Consider the following 20,026-nt stretch of genomic DNA (forward strand, 5'->3'; position numbering starts at 1 on the left):
GAGGCACTGGGCTAGCGCCCGATCGGTGCCATCGGCGCCGTATCAGTCTCGCTGTCGAGCTGCGCAAGCTCCTCCATCAACCGAGTAAAGCGTTCGCCCCGGCGACCGATGCACACCAGCACGGCGCCGGTGGCGGGCGGCCCGTGGCTCTGCCAGGCGAGGCGCTGCCCGCTCAACTGCAGACTTCGCCATTCTTCCCCGTCCGCCAGCCGACAGCGGACAAAACCCTTGGCGCGAAACAGGCAGTCGCGGTAGCGCTCGAGCAGCACTTGCAGCTCCTCGGCCACCAGGGAGTGGCGAAGGTGCAGGGTGGCATCGGTCAGCCCCGAGTGTCGGGCACGCTCGGCGAACGGCTCCGCCGATGGCCCGGCGCCATTCGCTTGCCAAAAGGCCGGGCCAGAGGACGTCGTCCTGGACGACGCGGGAGCCACCTGGACCGGCTCTGTCACCACCGCCGCACCTGGGGCGAGCTGTCCCAGCCATCCGAGCAGCTGGTCGCGCGCGCTGTCCTCTTGAGGCAGACGATTGACCAGCAGACGATGGGCGGCGTGCACCTGGGCGCGCCATAGCTCCCCCACCTGGGCGTCCAGCGCCAGACGGCCAGCCTGGCTCGCATCCACCAGTACCACGATGTCGGCAAGCTCAAGCCCCGGCGCCAGCCTGGCGATATCGGCGATCCGCTGAGGATTGGCCACGCCGCTGGCCTCGATCAGAATTTCCGTTGGCCTGGCCTTGAGTCGCAGCGCCTGGGACAGCTGCTCGGCCAGGGTGCCCCCCAGGGTGCAGCAGACGCAGCCGTTGGACAGCGACAGCACGCGATCGTCGCGGTAGTCGATCGCCGCCACATCGACGTTCACCTCGCCGACGTCGTTGACCAGAATCAGAGCATCCTCGATATCCCCCGACGCCAGCCGACGGTTGAGATAGCTGGTCTTGCCCGCCCCCAGGAAACCTGCGATCACCGTCACCGGCACCCGATCATCACACCTCATGCACCTGTCCTCCCGACACCGTGGCGTGTACCCGGATGTGTCGCAAATCCTGTGCTGAAACTTGCAATGGGTCGTCATCCAGTACCGCCATATCGGCAAACTTGCCGACGTCCAGGCTACCCACACGGTCGTCCATACCCAGCGTGATGGCAGCGCCCAGGGTGATCATTTCCAGTGCATCTTCCACGCTCACCGCCTCGTGGTGGCCCAGCGTCTGACCACTGGCGCTCTGGCGATTGACCGCACACCAGGCGGTGAACAGCGGCCCCAGCGGGGTCACCGGCGCATCGCTGTGGATAGCGGTGACGATGCCCAGTCGGCGGGCCGAGGCCAGCGGCTCCAGGCGCTGGCAGCGCGTCGGTCCCAGGGTGCGTTCCAGGTGCACATCGCCCCAGTAGTAGAGATGATTGGCGAACATGTTCAGGCACAGTCCAAGACGGGCGGCGCGATGTAGCTGAGCATGGTCGATGATCTGGCAGTGCTGCAGGGTATGGCGGTGATCGAAGCGCGGCCACAGGGTCAGCGCCTCCTCCAGGGCGTCCAGCATCAACTCCACGGCCTCGTCACCGTTGGTGTGAATGTGCAGTTGAAGCCCCGCCTGGTGGTAGGCGTGTACCAGCGCCACCAGTCCCTCTGGCTCGGCGTTCCACAGCCCGTTGGGATGACCGTCATGGTAGTGGGGCCACTTCAGCCGCGCGGTGTAGCCCTGGATCGAGCCGTCGGTCATCAGCTTGGCCGGGCCAAACACCAGCCGCTCATGGCTGTGGCCCATCGCCGCCTGGAGCCGCGCGATGCCCTCCTCGGCCGACCACGCCAGCACCCCCATGGCCGGCACCAGCCGCACCGGAAAATCGGCCTCCCGGGTCACCTCGACCATCGAGGCGATGGCGTCATCGCTCAAGGGGTTGTACAGATCGGTGATGGTGGTGACGCCCTTGGCCGCCGCGATGGCGCCGTAGCGCCTGAGCACCTCGGGTGACGCCACCGCCTCGAACAGATTCCTGCCAAGGGCATCGAACACCACGAACATGGCGGCCATTTCCTGGAGCTCGCCATTGGGCTGGCCGTCCTCGTCGAGCATGATGCCCTCGACCCGCGGCCCCTCGCTGATGCCGGACAGTGCCAGCATGGCCGAATTGACGGTCATCACGTGCAGGCTTGCGTGCAGCACCACCAGTGGTCGATCTCCCACCGCCTCGTCGAGCTGGTGGCGACTCAGGCGCTGGCCGGGAAAGTAGACCGGATCAAAGCCCCAGGCGACCAGCGGCTCGCCTGGCGGCAGGCTATCTGCATGCTGGCGCAGCCGGGCCTGCATCTCGGCGACGCTCTTCAGCCCCGGCCACTCCTTGCCCTCGGCATCGACCCGGCTGAAATACCCGAGATAGAGGTAGTCCCACATGGCGCCTTCCAGAGCGTGGCTGTGGCCTTCGACGAAACCCGGCAGGATCACCTTGTCGGCAAAGCGATCATCGATGCGGGCGTCGGGCGGCATCGCTTGCGCATCCCCCACCGCCAGGATGCGATCTCCCTGCACCGCGACATGGGTCGCCTCGGGCTGGGACGGATTCATGGTCAGGATGCGTCGAGCGGGATAGACGGTGATGCTCATCAGGAGGCAGCTCCCTTGCTGATGGTGGGCGAAGACGCGGAGGCTGAGTCTGACTGGGCGGCGGCATGGCCTTGGGTGGGAACCCCCTCGGCCCAGCCCGACGAGGGCGATGAGGCTCTGCCGTGCCGCCCCCACATCAGCATCAGCGGGATGCAGGCGATCAGGGCGATGGCGGTGCCGCCGAATACCAGCAGATAGATCGCCGGCGTCAGCGACGGCACGATGGGGGCGAAGATCATCAGGATGTGCAGGTTGACCACCACGATGGCCAGATTGAAGAAGGCAAGCTCCTTGGGCACCGAGGTGGAAAAGTCGGCGTCCATCATGCGCAGCAGCAAGAGCCCGGTACCGGTGGAGCCGCAGCAGCAGCCAAAGGAGGTCACGGTACGCTCTGGTCCCAGATTGCCGCTCAACCGCCCGATCAACAGACAGCCCACCAGGGTGGCGATCGTCACCGTCACGGTCACCAGCAGGATCGGCGCCAGCAGCGCGTAGAGCACCGCGAACTGGATGCTCATGAGGGTCCCCACCACCATGAAGTCCACCGCGCTGCCGGTGATCCGCTTGAGCGTCTCGTCATCGACACGGTGGGAAAGCCCGAGCCGATCGATCACCATGCGCATCAGCACGCAGACACCCAGCCCGTGCAGAAAGAACAGGTTGTGGCTGAACAGCACCCCGACGTTGATGCCGAACGGCGAGGCATTGCCGATGATGCCCTGCACGAAGGTCAGCCACAGGTGGGTGATCACGTAGGCGATGGCAAGCAGGCCCAGATGGTAGGCCAGCGAATCCAGATTGCCCGGGTGCGACACCATGCGCCCCATCCCGGGAGCCTGCTGGTTGCCCTCGTCGTCGCCCGCCCGGGTAAAGAAGCCCAGGCGAAAGTTGTCATCCAGGCGCGAGGCACGATTGGCGTTCACCCCCTTGGTCAGGTAGCGCCGGGCCAGCGGCACGCCCAGGGCAAACGCCATCAAGAATCCCAGAGAGGCATAGATCAGCCCCACCTGGGCGGCATTGGCGATGCCGTACTCGGTCTCCCAGATGGTGCCGTAGGTCAGCGCCTGGCCCGGCCCCTGGGTAAAGCCGTGGGTCACGATGGCTCCCAGAAATCCGCTGACGTCGCTGCCGGTCACGGCGTCGTAGCCGGTCACCACCAGAAAGCCGATGGCACCTTGCATGCCCAGGCTGATGCTCCAGGCAAGCGTCAGCCAGAGCCCGCCGCGCACGATACTGCCGCCACCACCGGGCGCGTCCTGGCGACCACCCCCGGTAAGGCACAGCGACATGAAGCTCAGGGTGAAGAAATGAAAGGTCAAAGCGGTGAAGTCGGCGGGTGAATAGCCCGGCAGCAGATCCAGCGAAAGCGCCAGAAAACCGATCAGGCCACCGACGATGCTGGCCGGCACCAGCGAGGCCCGAAGCCAGCTCAGCCGGCTTCGCAGCTGGCTGCCGACCCACAGCATGAGGGCAAGCAGCGCGAAGGCGATCACCCCGTGAAAGGAGTCTTGCATGATGGAGTCACCTCGACGTTGTCGTTGTTGGAAGTGAAGCGAACACTTCCAGCCTAGGCACGCCATCGTTGCGCGTATAATATCATTTAACGTTCACTTGATACCCGTGAGGCATCAATGCGCATTGAGCTTCGCCACCTTTACGCCTTTGTCGCCGTGGCCGACAGCCTGCACTTTCGCCGCGCCGCCGAGCGTCTCAACGTCGCCCAGCCGGCGCTGAGCCGGACTATCGTTCAGCTCGAGGACGCCATCGGTGAAGCGCTGTTCGTGCGCAACAATCGCCAGGTCCGCCTCACCGATCCGGGACGCATCATGCTCGAGGAGAGCCGCCAGATACTGCGACAGATCGATGATGCGGTGCTCAAGACCCAGCGAGCGGGCCGTGGAGAACTGGGCCGGCTTGCCATCGGCTACACCGACTTCGCCATCACCGGTGAGTTGCCGGCACTATTGGACGACTTTCGCCGCCAGAATCCGGACATCCACTTCGACCTGAGCTTCGGCTCCACCGCCCAGCAGCTCGACGAATTGACCGAGGGACGCCTGGACTTCGGCTTCGTTACCGGCCCGGTGCTGACCCCGGGGCTGCGTTCCCGTCCCATCCAGCGAGATCACTTTATCGCCGCGGTCGGTGACAACCACCCGTTGGCCGGGCGCAAGAGCATCCGGCTGGAGGAGTTGGCCCGGGAGCCGTTCATTCTTGGCGCCCGCAGCATGTGGCTGCACTTTCGCCAGATGCTCGAGCAGATCTGTCGGCAGGCGGGCTTCGAACCCCATGTCGCCCAGGAGACCTTCAACAGCGAGACCATGTTTGCCTTTGTCGCCTGCGACTTCGGCGTCACCGTGCACCTGGAGTGCGCCACCAACTATGTGCGCAAGGGCGTCACCCTGCTGCCGCTGGAGGGGGTAAAGGAGTGCCTGGTCACCGAGGTGGCCTGGCGGGAAGACGGCGTGACAGCGGTTCAGCAGGCCTTTCTCGACCGCCTCGACAAGATGTTGCCACCGGAGGAAGTGAAGTAGCCGCAGCACCCGCCGCAGCACCACAGACATTGAAAAGCCGCGACCCCAAGGTCGCGGCATCGTCGTGAGGGTTACCCATATCCAGAACGGGACCGATCAGGTTCAGAGCACCTCGTCCTTGAAGTAGTAGTAGCGATAGAGGAAGCGCTGGCCGAATCGGCGGAAGGGGGCGAAGGCCTCCGACTCGATACGTTCGCGCAGGTTGGGAAAGGGCAGCTTCGAGGTGAAGATCGGCAGATCCAGCGACCTGCCCTCCCCGGCGATCCACTGGGCCAGGCGCTTGCCGGCCTGGGCCGAGTACATCACCCCGTTGCCGCCATAGCCCAGGGCGTAGAAGACGCTCTCCTTCGGGTCCGGCTGATGGATGCGCGGCATCATGTCGTGGCTGACGTCGACCCAGCCCCACCAGGAGTAGTCGATCTCGATGCCGGCGAGCGCCGGGAACTTGCGCTCCAGATCGCCCCTGAGTACCGCCGCGTAGCGCTCCCTGGGGGCATCGCGGCCGCTGATGGCGCTGCGACTGCCGATCTGCACGCGGTTGTCCGGCAGCAGCCGATAGTAGTGGCGCAGGATTCGGGTGTCGGTCAGCACCTGTCGGGTGCGGAAACCGGTGGCCTCGATCTCGGCCTCGGTCAGCGGCCGAGTGACCATGGAGTTCGACAGAATCGGCAGCAACCGGTTCTTGAGGTGGGGGCTCAGCTGGCCGGTGACGTAGCCGCCGGTGGCCATGCCCACCGCCCGCGCCTTGACCACGCCGCCTGGCGTGCGCAGATGGTGCACGTCGCCATGGGTCTCCCAGCCCAGCACCGGGCTCGCCGGGTGGATCTTCACCCCCAGGGCGCGCGCCTTGCGATGGTAGCCGAAGGCCAGCTTGGCGGCGTGGATACCGATGCCCTCGGGCTCGTGCATGGCGCCGGCCGCCTCGCTGTCACCCACCCACTCGCGCTTGACGGTGTCGCCGTCGATGATGCGAGCGTCGTAGTCGAAGGTCTCGCGCAGAAGCCGCGCCTCCTTCTCCAGGCTCGGCATCACCCTATCCTTGTGGGCGATATACAGGTGCCCGCCGGGCTGCGGGTCGCAGTCGATATCGGCGATCAGCGACTTGAAGGTCTGCATGCCCTCGACACACTCGCGGTGCAACTTGAGCGCGGTATCGAGGCCATAGCGCTGGATCCACTGAGACCGCTTGAGCCGCCCCGAGGCGCACTGGGCCTGGCCGCCATTGCGGGTGCTGCATCCCCAGCTGACACGGTTGGCCTCGAGCACCGTGGCCTTGATGCCGTAGCGCTCGGCCAGAAAGATCGCCGCCGTAAGGCCGGTGAACCCGGAGCCGATGATCACCACGTCGGCGTCGGTGTCCGCCACGATCGGGCCATCGTCGGCCGGGGGCTCGCCGGCGGTGGCGATCCAGTAGGTCGGCGCATAGTCACAGCCGGTACCGACCTGCCTGGCGGTCAACGGATCATAGGCGGGATCATAGGGGGCCTGGGCCGGAGTGGCCCGGGCGGCATCGTCCGACGAAGCGGCCAGCGGGGTCTGTAGATCCAGCATGTCGAAGCTCCCGAGTCAGGTATCCGAGGTCGCTCAGCCGTTATTGACCGGCGTGGCGGGGCGCTGCTTGCGGTAGGCGTTCTTCACCGCGATCTTGCCGTCACGGAAGGTGAAGGCGTCGATCATCCGCGCCTCGGAGCGCATGCCATCGGCGGTGGTGCCGCTATAGGTGCTTTCGCTGTAGCCGCGATCTCCCACGACCTGATGCACGCCGTCGAGCCATTGGGCGTCCGGCGCGTTTTCCCAGGCGGCACGCAGCCCGGCGCGAACCTCCTGCTGACCACGAAAGGTCTTGCCGAGCAGGTCGGGACCTGCGACTGCATGAAATTCGCAGTCGTCGGTCATCATCGACATCACCGCATCGATATCGTGACGGTTGAGGGCGTCGGCGAAGTCGGCGAGAAACTGGGCGTCGGGCTGGCTCATGGTGAGACTCCTTGTTATTGGCAGCGCGGGTGGGTGTCGCTCACGCTGTGTCAGCAAAGTGGTGGCGAGGCGCAGCGCGCCTCGACTCACCTTGAGCCTATAGGGGCCGGTCGTCTGCCACTTAGCACCAGTTGCCCGCCGTCGATTGGGCCAGCCCCGACACGGACATCGAGCCAGGGGTAGAGACAGGGCCCGCCGGCTCTTCGCGCTGGATGCGATAGGGGGCCGGATCCACGCAAGGGGTACGCCCCAGCATCAGCTCGACGCCCAGCCGCGCCGCCGCCGGCGCCAGCACCAGGCCGTTGCGAAAGTGCCCGGCATTGACGTGGAGGCCACGACATCCTGGCACCTCACCGATAAAGGGTATCCCCCCGGGGGAGCCGGGACGCAGGCCCGCCCAGTGGTGCTCGATCGACGCCCGGGCGAGCGCCGGCAGCAGGCGCACGGCACTGCGATACAGCGACACCCGGGCCTCGCTGGTGGTGCGCTTGTCGAAGCCTTGATGCTCAAGGGTGGACCCCACCAGGATGCGGCCATCACGCCGTGGAATCAGGTAGCGCCCATCGCCCAGCACCACCCGCGACAGCGGCCGCGGCGTGCCGGGAGCCGGTCGCAGCACCATCATCTGGCCCTTGACCGGTGCCACCGCCATGCCGACCCCGAGGTGCTTGAGCAGGGCACCGCTCCAGGCGCCGCCGCATACCAGCACCCTGGACGCGGTGAGCACGCCGGTGGCGGTGTCGACGCCCTGGATCTGCCCGGCCACGACCTTGAAGCCGGTCACCTCACAGCCCTCGCGCAGCTCGACCCCCGGATGCCGCTCGAGCCGCGCACGCAGGGCACGGCCCAGGCGCGGATTGCGCAGACTACCCAGGGTCGGCATCCACAGTCCGCCCTGGCCCTGGCGGACCCATTGGGTGTCGGCCAACGCCGGCTCCATCCGGCGGATGGCATCGGCGTCGATGTCCTCGAGCGGCTTGGCCTGACACCTGGCCCAGCGACGCGCCGCGTCGGCATCTTCCACCGCCAGGTACAGAAGCCCGTGTCGGCTGAACTGAGGGTCGACGCCGGTGGTCTCCCTGAGTTCATCGCAGAGCCCCGGATAGACCTCTTCCGATAGTGCCGACAACGCCGACACCGGGGCGCTGTAGCGCCAGGGGTAGAGTGGCGAGACGATACCGCCACCGGCCCAGGAGGCTTCCCGGGCACAGCGCCCGCGCTCCACCAGGGTCACCGAAAGCCCCGCCTCGGCCAACTGCCAGGCGCTCATCAGGCCGATGACCCCGCCGCCTATCACCACTACATCGCTCATGCTCGCCTCCTCGCTCGTCTGCCCATGTCAATTCAGCGCCGCTATCGCGACCGCTGCCACCACCGTTATCACCGCTGTTATCACCGCCAAAGGCCAATCGTCGCAGCGACACAACATCCACAAAATCTCATTTTTCGATACAATTTGCGTGATTTTTTAAAACAGGTCTATAGTGACGTCACACCTTTCCACCGCGTTTCAGGATTGACGACCATGGCCGACGCCTCACCCCTGCTCGACGACGCCCTCCCCGCCCAGCGTTGGCACAGCGCCCGGGAAATCTTCGGCATCGAATCCGACCTCCAAGTCCCGGTGTTCGAGACGCGCGACGACCATGTGCCGGCCATCGATGACGCCTATCGCTTCAATCCCGACGTGACCCTGGCGATCCTGGCCGGCTTCACCCGCAACCGCCGGGTGATGGTTCAGGGCCTGCACGGCACCGGCAAGTCGACCCATATCGAGCAGGTGGCCGCCCGCCTCAACTGGCCCTGCGTCAGGGTCAACCTGGACGGCCATATCAGCCGCCTCGACCTGGTCGGCAAGGACGCCATCGTCATTCGCGACGGGGTCCAGGTCACCGAGTTTCAGGAAGGCATCGTGCCCTGGTCGCTGCAGCGCCCGGTGGCGCTGATCTTCGACGAGTACGACGCCGGGCGTCCCGACGTGATGTTCGTAATCCAGCGCATTCTGGAGCGCGACGGCCAGTTCACCCTGGTCGACCAGAACCGGGTCATCAGCCCGCATCCGATGTTTCGTCTGTTCGCCACCGCCAATACCGTGGGGCTGGGCAACCAGGACGGCCTCTACCAGGGCACCCAACTGCTCAACCACGCCCAGGTGGACCGCTGGAACATCGTCGCCAAGCTCGACTACCTGCGCCGCGACGAGGAAGTGAAGATCGTGCTCGCCCGGGTGCCGAGCAAGGACAACGAACGTGGCCGACGCCACATCGACGCCATGGTGGCGGTGGCCGAACTGACCCGTAAGGGCTTCGCCAACGGCGACCTGTCGACGCTGATGTCGCCGCGTACCGTCATCACCTGGGCCGAGAACTGCGAGATCTTCCGCGACCCGGCGCTGGCCTTCCGGCTATCGTTTCTCAACAAGTGCGACGAGCACGAACGGCCCCTGGTCGCCGAGTTCTACCAGCGCTGCTTCGATGCCGAACTCAGCGAATCCGTGGCCAGTGTGCTGTCAGACGACGATTCACAGGCCAGCGATTCACTGGACAAGAAAGAAGACGCCGGGGAGGCGCCATGAGCGCAGCGGGCGAGGCGGCGCTGGCGCTCGCCCGCCAGCGCCGCCAGCAGTACCTGGAGGAGCTGGAGGCCGCCGTGCTGCGCGCCCATACCGGTGAGCACGACTGGTTCTACGCCGGTCGCAGGCTCTACCGAGGGGCGTCCCGGGTGGCCCTGCGCGCGCCTCACCTCAAGCTTGCCGAGGACTGCCTGTCACTCGCCGACTATCGCGCCGTCAGCGACGCCCTGGCATTGCGCCAGCGCTTCAGCGACGACCGGCTGCACCAGCGCCTGCGCCCCGAGGAACCCGAGCCGCGACTGATCTACGACTGGCTCGAGCAGTGTCGGGTCGAGGCCCTGCTGGACGGGCCTGCCCCAGGCATGGCGCGCAACCTGAAGGCACGCTTCGAGCGCTGGTCGCTGGACTATCACCACGCCCAGCTCACCGAGAGCGCGCTGGGCCTGTTGCTGTTCTGCGTGATCCAGATCAGCCGGTCACGGCTGATGGCGGCGCCCATGCTCGAGGAATTCGAGGACTTGCTGGAAGCGACCCGCGCCAATATCGTACCGGCGCTGGGCCACGCCCTGGCGGGACTGCGGCGCGAGCGCCACGACCAGCAAGGATTCCAGCGTCACGCCCGCGATATCACCGACTGGATCGGTGCCCAGCTCGAAGGCTACGAGCCCCAGGGCGAGCGCGAGGACGAAGCCAAGGACCCACGCCGGGCGCTGGCACTGCTACTCGACAGCGAGGACGAGCTCGACGACGAGGTGCCCCTGGCCGCCACCGGCCAGAGCCGCACCCTGGCCGACGGCGCCCATCGTTATCGCGCCTTCACCACCGCCTACGACAGCGAGCGCGAGGCCGACAGCCTGGTGCGTCAGGCCCAGTTGGAAGAGTATCGGGCGCGCCTGGACGAGCGCCTGCACGCCCAGAAGGTCAATGTGCGTCGTCTGGCCCGTCAGTTTCGCCGCCACCTGTCGGTGGCCGATCGCGATGGCTGGCAGGACGGCGAGGAAAGCGGCGTCATCGACGGCCGCCGGCTGTCCCAGATCGTCTCCTCCCCTCAGGAGCGGCGCGTCTTTCGGCGCGAGCGCTACCGTCCGGTCAGCGACGCCCAGGTGACCCTGCTGATCGACTGCTCCGGCTCGATGAAGGCCCACGGCGAGTCCATCGCCATGCTGGTCGAGCTGTTGACCCGGGCGCTGGACATGGCCGGCGTCGACAGCGAGGTGCTGGGCTTCACCACCGCCGCCTGGAACGGCGGCCGAGCCCAGCGCGACTGGCTCAAGGCCGGGCGTCCCGCCGCGCCGGGACGGCTTAACGAGGCCCGTCATCTGATCTTCAAGGACGCCCAGCAGCCGTGGCGACGCGCGCGGAAGCGCTTCGCCGCCCTGCTCAAGGCCGACCTGTACAAGGAAGGGATAGACGGTGAAGCGGTCGAGTGGGCCTGCCAGCGCCTGATGGCGGCAGACGTCAATCGCCGCCTGCTGGTGGTGATCTCCGACGGCAGCCCCTCGGACAGCGCCACCAACCTGGCCAACGACCGCCACTACCTCGACAACCACCTGCGCTCGGTGGTCGCGACCTTCGGCGGTGGCAACGGCCGTCGCCCCGGCCCCATCGATATCATCGGCCTCGGCGTCGGCCTGGACCTGAGTCCCTACTACGCCCGCCACCGGGTCATCGCCCTGGACCAGACCCTCGACAACGCCCTGCTCGACGAAGTGGTGGAGCTGATGCTGTCGAGGCGTCGTTACTAGGGCTTGTCTGAAAAGTGCCTACGCTCGGCAATACGGCGTTAAAAATCGGATCAACATGCTCATTTACACCCCGTAAACTGCGCTGTCTCACCGATTTTTGCCTTGTCTAACCTTCGCTCGCCGACTTTTCGGACTGAGCCTAGCGCTCGTCTATCAGTGCTGATCTCAAAGTGCTCGTCTAGAATTGCTCGTCTAGAATCGACTTTGCTAAAACCGTGCGGGGGACAGGCTAGCGACGTAGTCAGGCAAGGCTTCGCCGTGGATCATGGCCGCGATCAATTCGCCGGTGTGGGCGGACTGGGTCAGCCCAAGGTGGCCGTGGCCGTAGGCCACAAAGAGCCCTTCTCTGCCCGTCACCTGCCCCACTACCGGCAGGCCGTCCGGTGTCGAATGGCGCACGCCCATCCAGCGCTCCGCCAGGCTCAGGGGCCGTCCGAACAGCGCTTCCCCCCAGCCCTTGAGCCTTTCCCAGCGGCGCTCGTCGGCGGCGCGGTCAGGAGCGGTAAACTCGGTGGTGCCGGCCAGGCGAACGCCGCCATGCATGGGGGTGGCATAGAAGTGGCGGGCCAGCCAGCCCACCGGGCGCGACAGCGAAAGCGGCGTTTCAAGCCGCACGTGGTAGCCGCGCTCGCTCACCACCGGCAGCGACACACCGAGCGACTTGAGCAAGGCATCATTGGCGATGCCCGCGCACAGCACGACCTGGTCGGCCTGGTACTCACGGGGCTTGCCATTCTCGCCATTCTCGCCGTTCTCACCATTCTCGCCGTCCTCACCGATCAGGCGCCAGCCCCCCGCGGCCAGCGGCACCAGCCTCTTGATGCGGGTACCATGCTGCACCACGCCCTCGCCTTCCAGGCGCTGCCACAGGGCTCGGCTCACCGCCAGGGAATCCTTGAGGTGGCGCGTCTCGGGGAAGTACAGGCCGCCGACGAGATCCGCGGGATGGATCGCGGGTTCCAGATCGCGCACCTCCTGCGCCGTAAGCGCCTCACAGGCCACCCCATCGGCCCGCTTGGCACGGGCCGACGCCTCCAGGGTCGCGGCCAGGGGGTCGCCTTGGCGGGCGAGTTGCAGACAGCCGGTGTCGGCGTACAGATCCGGCGCCTCGAGCGACTCCAGCAACGCGTGCTGAGCCTTGACCGCATCCTGAATCAGCGCCACCAGATCCGACTTGTGGCGGGCAAAACGCGACGGCGTCGCCGCCTTGAGAAAGCGCGGACCAAAGCCCGCCAGGCGGGCCAGATAGCGAGGGTCAACCGACAGCGAGGCGTCACGCCGACACAGCTCTCCAGGGAGTTGCCTCAAGGTATCGATACTGGCCATGGGCGAGGTGGCGTAGTTGGCGATCAGGCCGGCATTGCCGAAGGAGGTGCCCTCCCCCGGCGGGCCCGGGTCAAAAAGCTGTACCCGGTGGCCACGTCCCGCCAGCGAACGCGCCACGGCCAGCCCGACGATGCCGGCACCCACGACGGCGATGGTATTCATGCACTGTCTCCTGTTGGACGAGGGCGGCCGGCCCGTCTATGGGGCCAGCCGCGTCTTGTGGGCGATATCGTGGGTTCAGTTGTCGCGGTAGAAGCGCCAGGAGGCGATACCCACCCCCACCGCGGTAAGGATGCTGACGGCACTGACGGTATACAGAGCAAGAGCGTACAGAGTCATGGGAATCTCCTTCACTGAGCCTTGGCGGCGACAGGGGCGTCGGGGACCGAGCGGAACAGCCGGTAGACCAGTACAAACACCAGCACATTGGCGATGACGCCGGCGATCAGCGCGGTCAGACCGGTCGCCGCCTGCAGGTCGAAGGGCCCCCACTTCCACAGGATGGTCACCAGGGCGCCGGCGAGCATGGCGGCGACCGCCGAGCGGGTGCAGCGCAGATCGAACAGCACCGCGAACACGAAGGGCAGCAGAATGGTCGGCGCCCACAGCGCGTAGCTGAGCAGCAGCGCATCGATGATCGAGGTGGCGTAGAGGGCGAAGACCACCGCACCGAGGCCAATCAGCAGGTTGACCAGTCGCTCGATCCACAGCCGCTTCTTCTCGCTGACGTCAGGCTCGATAAAGGGCTTGTAGATGTCACCGACGAAGATCACCGCCGCCGAGTTGAGGTAGGAGTCGGCGGTGGACATCACCACGGCCAGGAGCGAGGCCAGCACCAATCCGGTGATGCCCACCGGCAGGGCGTCGCGGATCAGGGTCGGCATCGCCTGGTCGGGCGAGATGGTCGGATAGAGCACCAGCGCGACCAGCCCGATGGTGGCGCTGACCAGATAGAACAGGAAGCCGAAGCCGCCGGCCACCGAATAGCCGATGCGGGCGTGGCGCGAGTCAGGGGCCGACAGGGCGCGCTGGGTGTAGGGCGGCACCAGGGTCTCGCCGAGCAGAAAGGCGATGAAGATCGACAGGAACATGCCCACCGAATAGTCGCCCATCAGGCTGAAGTGGCCCTCGGGCAACCGCTCCACCAGCGCCTGGGGGCCGCCCAGATCATGGATGCCGATCAGCATGGTCACCGGCAGGAACACCGCCAGCATCAGAAACTGCACCACGTCGGTCTGGATCACCGCCCACATGCCACCCACGGTGGAATACAACAGCACCACCGCCATGCCGATCAGGATGCCGGTGGAGACCTCGATACCGAGGATGGCGTGGAACACGGTGCCTACCGCCAGGGCCTGGGCGCCGAGGATGCCGATGCAGAACACCAGCGAGAAGATGCCGGTGAACAGTCGCGCGCTGGCACCGAAGTGCTGCGCCATGATGTCGCCTACGGTCTGGGCGTTGACGTAGCGCTTGAGCCGGGGGGCGATGAACAGACCCGCCAGTACCGTGGCCAGGGGAAAGGCCGAGGCGGCGACCATGAAGGCGTAGCCTTCGTCGAAGGACTTGCCGGCACGCCCCATGGAGGCGCCGCCGCCGAGGAAGGAAGCCGCCAGGGTGGCGAACAGCACCGGCCAGATGATCTTGTTGCCGGCCACCGCAAAGTCCGCGCTGCCGGACACTTTCTTGGCGCTGCGATAGCCGATGTAGATCAGTATCGCGAAATACAGAAGCAGACCGCCGAGGTCGATGGGATTCATGGAACTACCCTCGTTATGGTTGTTGGGGGTGGTGTCAGCATCGACCGCCATTGCCATAAAGACAACTTTGAGATAACTATGAAACCATAAATACAATTTAGAGGCGCTCGCTCACTTCCTGAGGGCGCCCGGAGGGACGCCCATGAAGGTTCGTCACCAGCTTCGCCAGCTCCAGATATTTCGCGAGGTTGTGCACACCGGCAGCCTGTCGAAGGCCGCCCGTCGTCTGGAGCTCAGCCAGCCGGCGGTCAGTTCGGCCATCGCCAATCTCGAGCAGGAGGTGGGGTTCTTGCTGTTTCGCCGCAACAACTACGGCACCGAGCTGACCCCCGAGGCCCACTATCTGATGGAGGGGGTCGACAAGGTACTGGCGTCGGTGTCACATCTGGACGAACTCGCCGATGGCCTGCGCCAGGGCCGCGCGGGCAAGCTGATCCTGGGCTGCATGCCGGGGCTCTCGCCCACCGCCATGCCCGGGATCATGGCCGAGTACCTGGCCGACTATCCCGATACCCGGCTGTCGTTGCAGACCTTCAGCTCGCGCAAGATCCGGGACTGGGTGGCCGAGGGCCAGTTCGATGTCGGCGTGATTGAACGCCAGGATGACCTTAACGACCTCGATGCCCGCCACCTGTCCCTGCGCATGCACCTGGCGGTACCGCGCCACAGCCCGCTGGCGGGCCTTGCTCAGGTAGAGGCGGCGGATCTTGACGGCAAGGCTCTGGTGACCCTGGACGAGCACCACCAGAGCACACTCAAGTTGAAGCAGGCGCTCAGACAGGCCAGCGCCGACTGGCAGATCGCCGCCGAAACCCACCTGTTCCCTTCCGCCATCAGCCTGGTCAATGCCGGCATCGGCCATGCCCTGGTGGACCCGGTCTCGGCCTGGAGCTTTCTGATGCGTCGCGACTGCGCCGTAGCGATCCTACCCTTCGTTCCCGCCATCGACCTCGATATCGCCGTGATCACCTCGCGCTTTCACGCTCTATCCAGGCAAGGTCAGCACTTTCTGCCCTATCTCGAGGCGGGGCTCGAACGCTGGCGCGAACGGGCCCTGTCACCGATTACGCTGTGAATCGTACAAGGGTAAACGGCCGACCTTCGCTCCCTGCTTCGGCCTCACGCCCTGGTCCACAGCGCCAGGCTGCCGTCGAGCATCAGCCCCACGCCTATCACCATCAGCGTCAGCATGGCCACTCGTCTCAATAGCACGGCGCTGCAGGGCGGCGGATAGCGGCGTCCGGCCCAGGTGGCCAGCGCCACCGCCGGCAGGGTCCACAACGCCAGCAGCCAGACCTGGGCATCGAGCCCGCCGGCGGCGCCGACATACAGGGTGCGCACCCCCGAGGTCATGGCGAAGCAGGCGATCAGCAATAGCCGGATGGTCTCGGTGGGCAGCGGCTGGCGATAGCAGTGGTAGATGACCGGCGGCCCCGGCATGCCGAACATTCCGGCCAGCAGCCCAGTCATGACGCCGTTCGCGGCGAAGCCTGCCGAGGACGATACGGCCGCGCGTGGGCGCGGCCGCAGGCCCACGCTGAGCCCGCCGTAGAACACCAGCGCCCCCAGCATCAGCATCAACAGCGCCTCGGCGCTGACGCTCAGCCAGTTCAGCGCCCACACCCCGAGGCCGATGGACGGCACGATGCCGAGCCCCAGTGCCAGCAGGTGGCGCCGGTCGAGATGATGCAGCTTGCCGGGCAGGGCCACGGCGCTGTTGACCAGGGTCACCAGACTGACCACCGCCACCAGGGTGGCGACGCTGACCAGCTCGAAGCCACTGGCCACGCCGATGATGATCATGCCGATACCGAACCCGGACACCGTGTGCAGGTAGCCTGCCAGAACGGTGATCAGTATCACCGCCAAAAGGCCAGACAGCTCCATTCCCTCGGGTACCAGTGTCATCTTCCCTCCCGGCCGGCCAGATGAATGTTACGCCACCGACAGGCGCTGGGCCTGGACCGTGGTGACGGCGATCACGTTGACGATATCCTCTTCGCTGCAGCCCCGCGAGAGGTCATTGGCAGGCCGCGCCAGGCCCTGCAGCAGCGGACCGATAGCCTCGGCGCCGCCGATCCGCTCGGCCAGCTTGTAGCCGATATTGCCAGCCTCAAGGTCCGGGAAGATCAGCACATTGGCGTTGCCCTTGACCCTGGAGTCCGGCAGCTTGCGCTCGGCGATCTCGGCGACGATGGCGGCGTCGAGCTGCACGTCCTCGTCGATGGCCAGGCCCGGGCGCGCGTTCTTGACCTTGCGCGCCGCCTCCACGACCTTGTCCACCGAGGCGTGATGAGCGCTGCCGCTGGTGGAGAACGACAGCATCGCCACCCGTGCCGGTTCGTCGAGCAGCGCCTCGGCGCTGTCGGCGGCGGCCATGGCGATCTGCGACAGCGCCTCGGCGTCGGGGTCCACCACCAGCCCGCAGTCAGAGAAGATCATGCCTCCCTTCAGGCTATGGAACTCCTTGCACAACATCATCAGAAAGAAGCTCGACACCAGGCTCGCCCCTGGCGCCTTGCCGATCAACTGGATCGCGGCGCGGACGACGTCGGCGGTGGTGTGCACCGCCCCGGCCACACAGCCGTCGGCCAGGCCGTCGCGGACCATCAGGTTGGCAAAGATCAGCGGCTCACGTACCCGCTGGGCGGCATCCTCGGCCGTCATGCCCCTGGGCCCGCGCAGTTCCAGAAGGAGCGTTGCCAGGCGATCAGTGTGCTCGGAGTCGGCGGGATCGATCAGCTCGATCGCGCCAAGCTCGAGCCCTTCGGCCTCGGCCCGGGCGTCGATCGCCTGACGATCCCCCACCAGCAAGATGCGGGCATAGCCGGCCTGGCTTGCCGCCAGTCCTGCCTTGAGCACCCGCGCATCGTCGCCCTCGCACAGCACGATACGTCTGGGGTCCTGGCGGGCCATGTCGCGTATATGATTGAGCGCTTTCATCGGAACAGCTCTCCCGGGGTCATTGTTATCGGAGACTCCGCCCATCCCTTCACTCGGCCTGGGCTCTTTGTAACCCTCTGGCGAATGAAAAAAGCCCTGGCACCAGGCCAGGGCAATGTCGTCATACCGGACGAGAGAGTCTTGCGTGGCGAGTCAGACAGGGGAGTCCTTCGCCGCCGGTATCAGACGTAGTCCTGGTACTTCTCCAAGAGACGCACCGGCTTCTTCAGGGCGTCACGGCGGAAGGGGTCGCCCAGTTCGCGGGTACACATGATCTCGATGATGCAGGTCTTGCCTTCGTTCATCTGCATGTCCACCGCCTTCTTCAGCGCCGGGCCCACGTCTTCCAGACGGTCCACGGTGATGCCCTCGGCACCCATGGCGCGGCCGATCTCGGCGAAGCTCTCGTTGTCGAGCTCGCCGGCCACGAAGCGGCGATTGTAGAAGTCGACCTGGTTCTTCTTCTCGGCGCCCCACTGGCGGTTGTGGAACACCACCGCGGTGACCGGGATGCCATGACGCACGGCGGTCATGGTCTCCATCAGGCTCATGCCCCAGGCACCGTCACCGGCGTAGGCGATGGCCGGACGATGCGGCGCGGCGGTCTTGGCACCGATGATGGTCGGCAAGGCGTAACCACAGTTGCCGAAGCTCATCGGGGCGAAGAAGCTGCGCGGCTTCTCGAAGCGCAGGTAGCTGTGGGCCACCGAGTTGATGTTGCCGATATCGGTGGAGACCATCACGTCTTCCGGCATGGCCTTCTCGAGTTCGCGCAGCACCTGACGCGGGTGCAGGTACTCGCCGCCGGAGAACGGCTTTTCGTCCTTGGCTTCCTCGATGGCGTCGAGGCTGAACGGATCACGCTCGTGGGTCCACTCGTCGAGTTCCTTCTCCCAGGCGTCCTTCTCGGCCTTGATCTTGGCAAGACGCTCGTCCTTGGAGGCGTCGCAGGCCAGGTCGCGACCCTCGAGGCGCTGGCTCAGCTCGACCGCGGCGGCCTTGGCGTCGCCGCAGATGCCGACAGAGATCTTCTTCACCAGACCGAGCATCTTGTGGTCGGCATCCACCTGGATGATCTTGGCGTCCTTCGGCCAGTAGTCCATGCCGTGCTGCGGCAGGGTACCGAAGGGCCCGAGACGGGTGCCGAGCGCCAGCACCACGTCGGCCTGGGAGATCAGCTTCATGCCGGCCTTGGAACCCTGGTAGCCCAGCGGACCACACCACTGCGGATGGCTGGCGGGGAAGGAGTCATTGTGCTGGTAGCTGTTGACCACCGGCGCGCCGAGGCGCTCGGCCAGGGCCTTGCACTCTTCCACCGCGTCGGCCATGACCACGCCACCACCGGAAACGATCACCGGGAACTTGGCCTCGGCCAGCAGGGCCGCCGCCTCGTCCAGTGACTGAGCGCCACCGGGGCCGCGGTCGATGCGACGCGGCTCGGGAATCTCGGCCTCGATCTCGCCGTAGAAGTAGTCACGCGGAATGTTCAACTGGGTCGGACCGATCTCCGACATGGCCCGCTCGAAGCAGCGACCGGTGTACTCGGCCATGCGCGCCGGGTGGGTGACGTGGCCCTGATACTTGGTGAACTCCTGGAACATCGGCAGCTGGTTGCACTCCTGGAAGCCGCCCAGGCCGATACCGGTGGTGCCGGTTTCCGGGGTGATCATCACCACCGGGCTGTGGGCCCAGTAGGCCGCCGCGATGCCGGTCACGCAGTTGGAGATGCCGGGGCCATTCTGGCCGATGACCACACCATGGCGGCCGGAAACACGGGCATAGCCGTCGGCCATGTGGGCCGCGCCCTGCTCGTGTACCACCGGAATCAGACGAATGCCGGCAGGGGCAAAGATGTCCATGGCGTCCATGAAGGCCGAGCCCATGATCCCGAACATGTCGGTGACGTCATTGGCGACGAGGGTTTCGACGAAGGCCTCGGAGGGCGTCATCTTCTGCTTACCCTTCACGACCTGGCGCTTGTTGGTGTTGTCGTTGTGACTCATGGGGCTCCTCCAGGGAACAAAAGCGGATGCTGGCGGCGTCGGCCATCAGGGCCTCGGGCCTTGTCTTGGCTTGAGCCGCTCCGGATCGGTCGCCTCAAGCTTTTCGATACCATAAGTTCCGATTTGCGAAACTTGATCCAAAGGTAGCGGCCGATTCGTGCCCGGTCAAGACGAATTTCATTATTTGATACGTTACGGTTCGTTTTTTATAAAAACAGACCGTCGTCGTGCCACCCTGTTTGCTCCGCCAAGCCCCTGCAGCGCCTCCCGCCGCTCGCCCGCCCCTCCATCCGCGCCCCTTGCACCCTTGCCTGCAGGATCGATCACGCGCCTTTTGCCGAACACCCGCACCCGCTGAAAGGCCCGCCATTGCTGCATTGCAGCGGCATTTCGGAGGGAAAAATACGTTGACAGCCCCGCGGGAGACTTCTAGACATACAACTCATGTACATCTGTTAAATGACTTGATCCAGACCCTCTACACGCTCACCAACCTTGATGCGACCGCCATCAAGCCCGTGAAAGAAAGCACGCCAAAGGCAAACGCGCTTATCCCAACTGA

The 20,026-nt window shown here is 65.8% G+C and carries 15 protein-coding genes; 4 read left to right on the forward strand and 11 right to left on the reverse strand.

Going from position 1 to position 20,026, the window contains the following annotated elements; all coding sequences use genetic code 11:
- Nucleotides 1-11: 11 nt before the first annotated feature.
- Genes NFI08_RS11460 through NFI08_RS11470 form a run of 3 tightly spaced genes read right to left on the reverse strand, consistent with a single transcriptional unit; the run spans nucleotide 12 to nucleotide 4,115 of the window.
- A complete protein-coding gene (locus NFI08_RS11460) occupies nucleotides 12-992 on the reverse strand; it encodes a CobW family GTP-binding protein (protein WP_162816515.1) in 981 nt (326 codons plus the stop codon).
- On the reverse strand, nucleotides 982-2,601 hold the full coding sequence (locus tag NFI08_RS11465) for an amidohydrolase (protein WP_108449672.1): 1,620 nt from the start codon (nucleotides 2,599-2,601) through the stop codon (nucleotides 982-984). The genes NFI08_RS11460 and NFI08_RS11465 overlap by 11 nt, the downstream gene beginning before the upstream one ends.
- Nucleotides 2,601-4,115, reverse strand: coding sequence for a sodium/glutamate symporter (locus tag NFI08_RS11470; RefSeq protein ID WP_108449673.1), 1,515 nt, complete (start codon nucleotides 4,113-4,115; stop codon nucleotides 2,601-2,603). Before NFI08_RS11470 ends, NFI08_RS11465 begins: the two co-directional genes overlap by 1 nt.
- 117 nt (nucleotides 4,116-4,232) lie before the next feature.
- Here NFI08_RS11470 and NFI08_RS11475 point away from each other — a divergent pair, with 117 nt between their 5' ends.
- Nucleotides 4,233-5,135 carry a LysR family transcriptional regulator gene (locus NFI08_RS11475; protein WP_108449674.1) on the forward strand — a complete coding sequence of 301 codons (903 nt, stop codon included), beginning with the start codon at nucleotides 4,233-4,235 and terminating at the stop codon, nucleotides 5,133-5,135.
- Nucleotides 5,136-5,237: 102 nt separating this feature from the next.
- On the opposite strand, the gene NFI08_RS11480 is transcribed toward NFI08_RS11475, so the two are convergent.
- The 3 genes from NFI08_RS11480 to thiO form a co-directional block, all read right to left on the reverse strand.
- Nucleotides 5,238-6,686, reverse strand: coding sequence for an NAD(P)/FAD-dependent oxidoreductase (locus NFI08_RS11480; protein ID WP_108449675.1), 1,449 nt, complete (start codon nucleotides 6,684-6,686; stop codon nucleotides 5,238-5,240).
- Nucleotides 6,687-6,719: 33 nt separating this feature from the next.
- A complete protein-coding gene (locus NFI08_RS11485) occupies nucleotides 6,720-7,112 on the reverse strand; it encodes a nuclear transport factor 2 family protein (protein WP_045991941.1) in 393 nt (130 codons plus the stop codon).
- A gap of 121 nt (nucleotides 7,113-7,233) precedes the next feature.
- Nucleotides 7,234-8,424, reverse strand: a complete 1,191-nt coding sequence (gene thiO, locus NFI08_RS11490; RefSeq protein ID WP_108449676.1) for a glycine oxidase ThiO — start codon at nucleotides 8,422-8,424, stop codon at nucleotides 7,234-7,236.
- Between the two features lie 213 nt (nucleotides 8,425-8,637).
- On the opposite strand from thiO, the gene NFI08_RS11495 reads away from it, so the two are divergent.
- Entirely contained in the window at nucleotides 8,638-9,687 is a 1,050-nt protein-coding gene (locus tag NFI08_RS11495) for an AAA family ATPase (RefSeq protein WP_108449677.1), read from the forward strand.
- A complete protein-coding gene (locus NFI08_RS11500) occupies nucleotides 9,684-11,429 on the forward strand; it encodes a cobaltochelatase CobT-related protein (protein ID WP_205254721.1) in 1,746 nt (581 codons plus the stop codon). The genes NFI08_RS11495 and NFI08_RS11500 overlap by 4 nt, the downstream gene beginning before the upstream one ends.
- Nucleotides 11,430-11,636: 207 nt before the next feature.
- On the opposite strand, the gene NFI08_RS11505 is transcribed toward NFI08_RS11500, so the two are convergent.
- On the reverse strand, nucleotides 11,637-12,917 hold the full coding sequence (locus tag NFI08_RS11505) for an NAD(P)/FAD-dependent oxidoreductase (RefSeq protein WP_108449678.1): 1,281 nt from the start codon (nucleotides 12,915-12,917) through the stop codon (nucleotides 11,637-11,639).
- Nucleotides 12,918-13,105: 188 nt separating this feature from the next.
- Complete coding sequence (locus NFI08_RS11510; RefSeq protein ID WP_197037056.1) at nucleotides 13,106-14,518, reverse strand: sodium:solute symporter family protein; 1,413 nt, start codon at nucleotides 14,516-14,518, stop codon at nucleotides 13,106-13,108.
- A 142-nt stretch (nucleotides 14,519-14,660) separates the two neighbouring features.
- On the opposite strand from NFI08_RS11510, the gene NFI08_RS11515 reads away from it, so the two are divergent.
- Nucleotides 14,661-15,593 carry a LysR family transcriptional regulator gene (locus NFI08_RS11515; protein ID WP_108449679.1) on the forward strand — a complete coding sequence of 311 codons (933 nt, stop codon included), beginning with the start codon at nucleotides 14,661-14,663 and terminating at the stop codon, nucleotides 15,591-15,593.
- Between the two features lie 44 nt (nucleotides 15,594-15,637).
- On the opposite strand, the gene NFI08_RS11520 is transcribed toward NFI08_RS11515, so the two are convergent.
- The 3 genes from NFI08_RS11520 to xsc all read right to left on the reverse strand — a co-directional run bounded on the left by NFI08_RS11520 (nucleotide 15,638) and on the right by xsc (nucleotide 19,464).
- Entirely contained in the window at nucleotides 15,638-16,426 is a 789-nt protein-coding gene (locus tag NFI08_RS11520; RefSeq protein WP_205254722.1) for a TSUP family transporter, read from the reverse strand.
- A gap of 27 nt (nucleotides 16,427-16,453) precedes the next feature.
- The gene (pta, locus tag NFI08_RS11525; protein WP_108449680.1) at nucleotides 16,454-17,461 is read right to left on the reverse strand and encodes a phosphate acetyltransferase; all 1,008 of its coding nucleotides are present in this window, start codon (nucleotides 17,459-17,461) and stop codon (nucleotides 16,454-16,456) included.
- 182 nt (nucleotides 17,462-17,643) lie between these two features.
- The gene (xsc, locus tag NFI08_RS11530) at nucleotides 17,644-19,464 is read right to left on the reverse strand and encodes a sulfoacetaldehyde acetyltransferase (RefSeq protein WP_045991934.1); all 1,821 of its coding nucleotides are present in this window, start codon (nucleotides 19,462-19,464) and stop codon (nucleotides 17,644-17,646) included.
- Nucleotides 19,465-20,026 lie beyond the last annotated feature (562 nt).

Source organism: Halomonas sp. EF61 (genome assembly GCF_040147045.1).
Taxonomy (GTDB): Bacteria; Pseudomonadota; Gammaproteobacteria; order Pseudomonadales; family Halomonadaceae; genus Halomonas; species Halomonas litopenaei.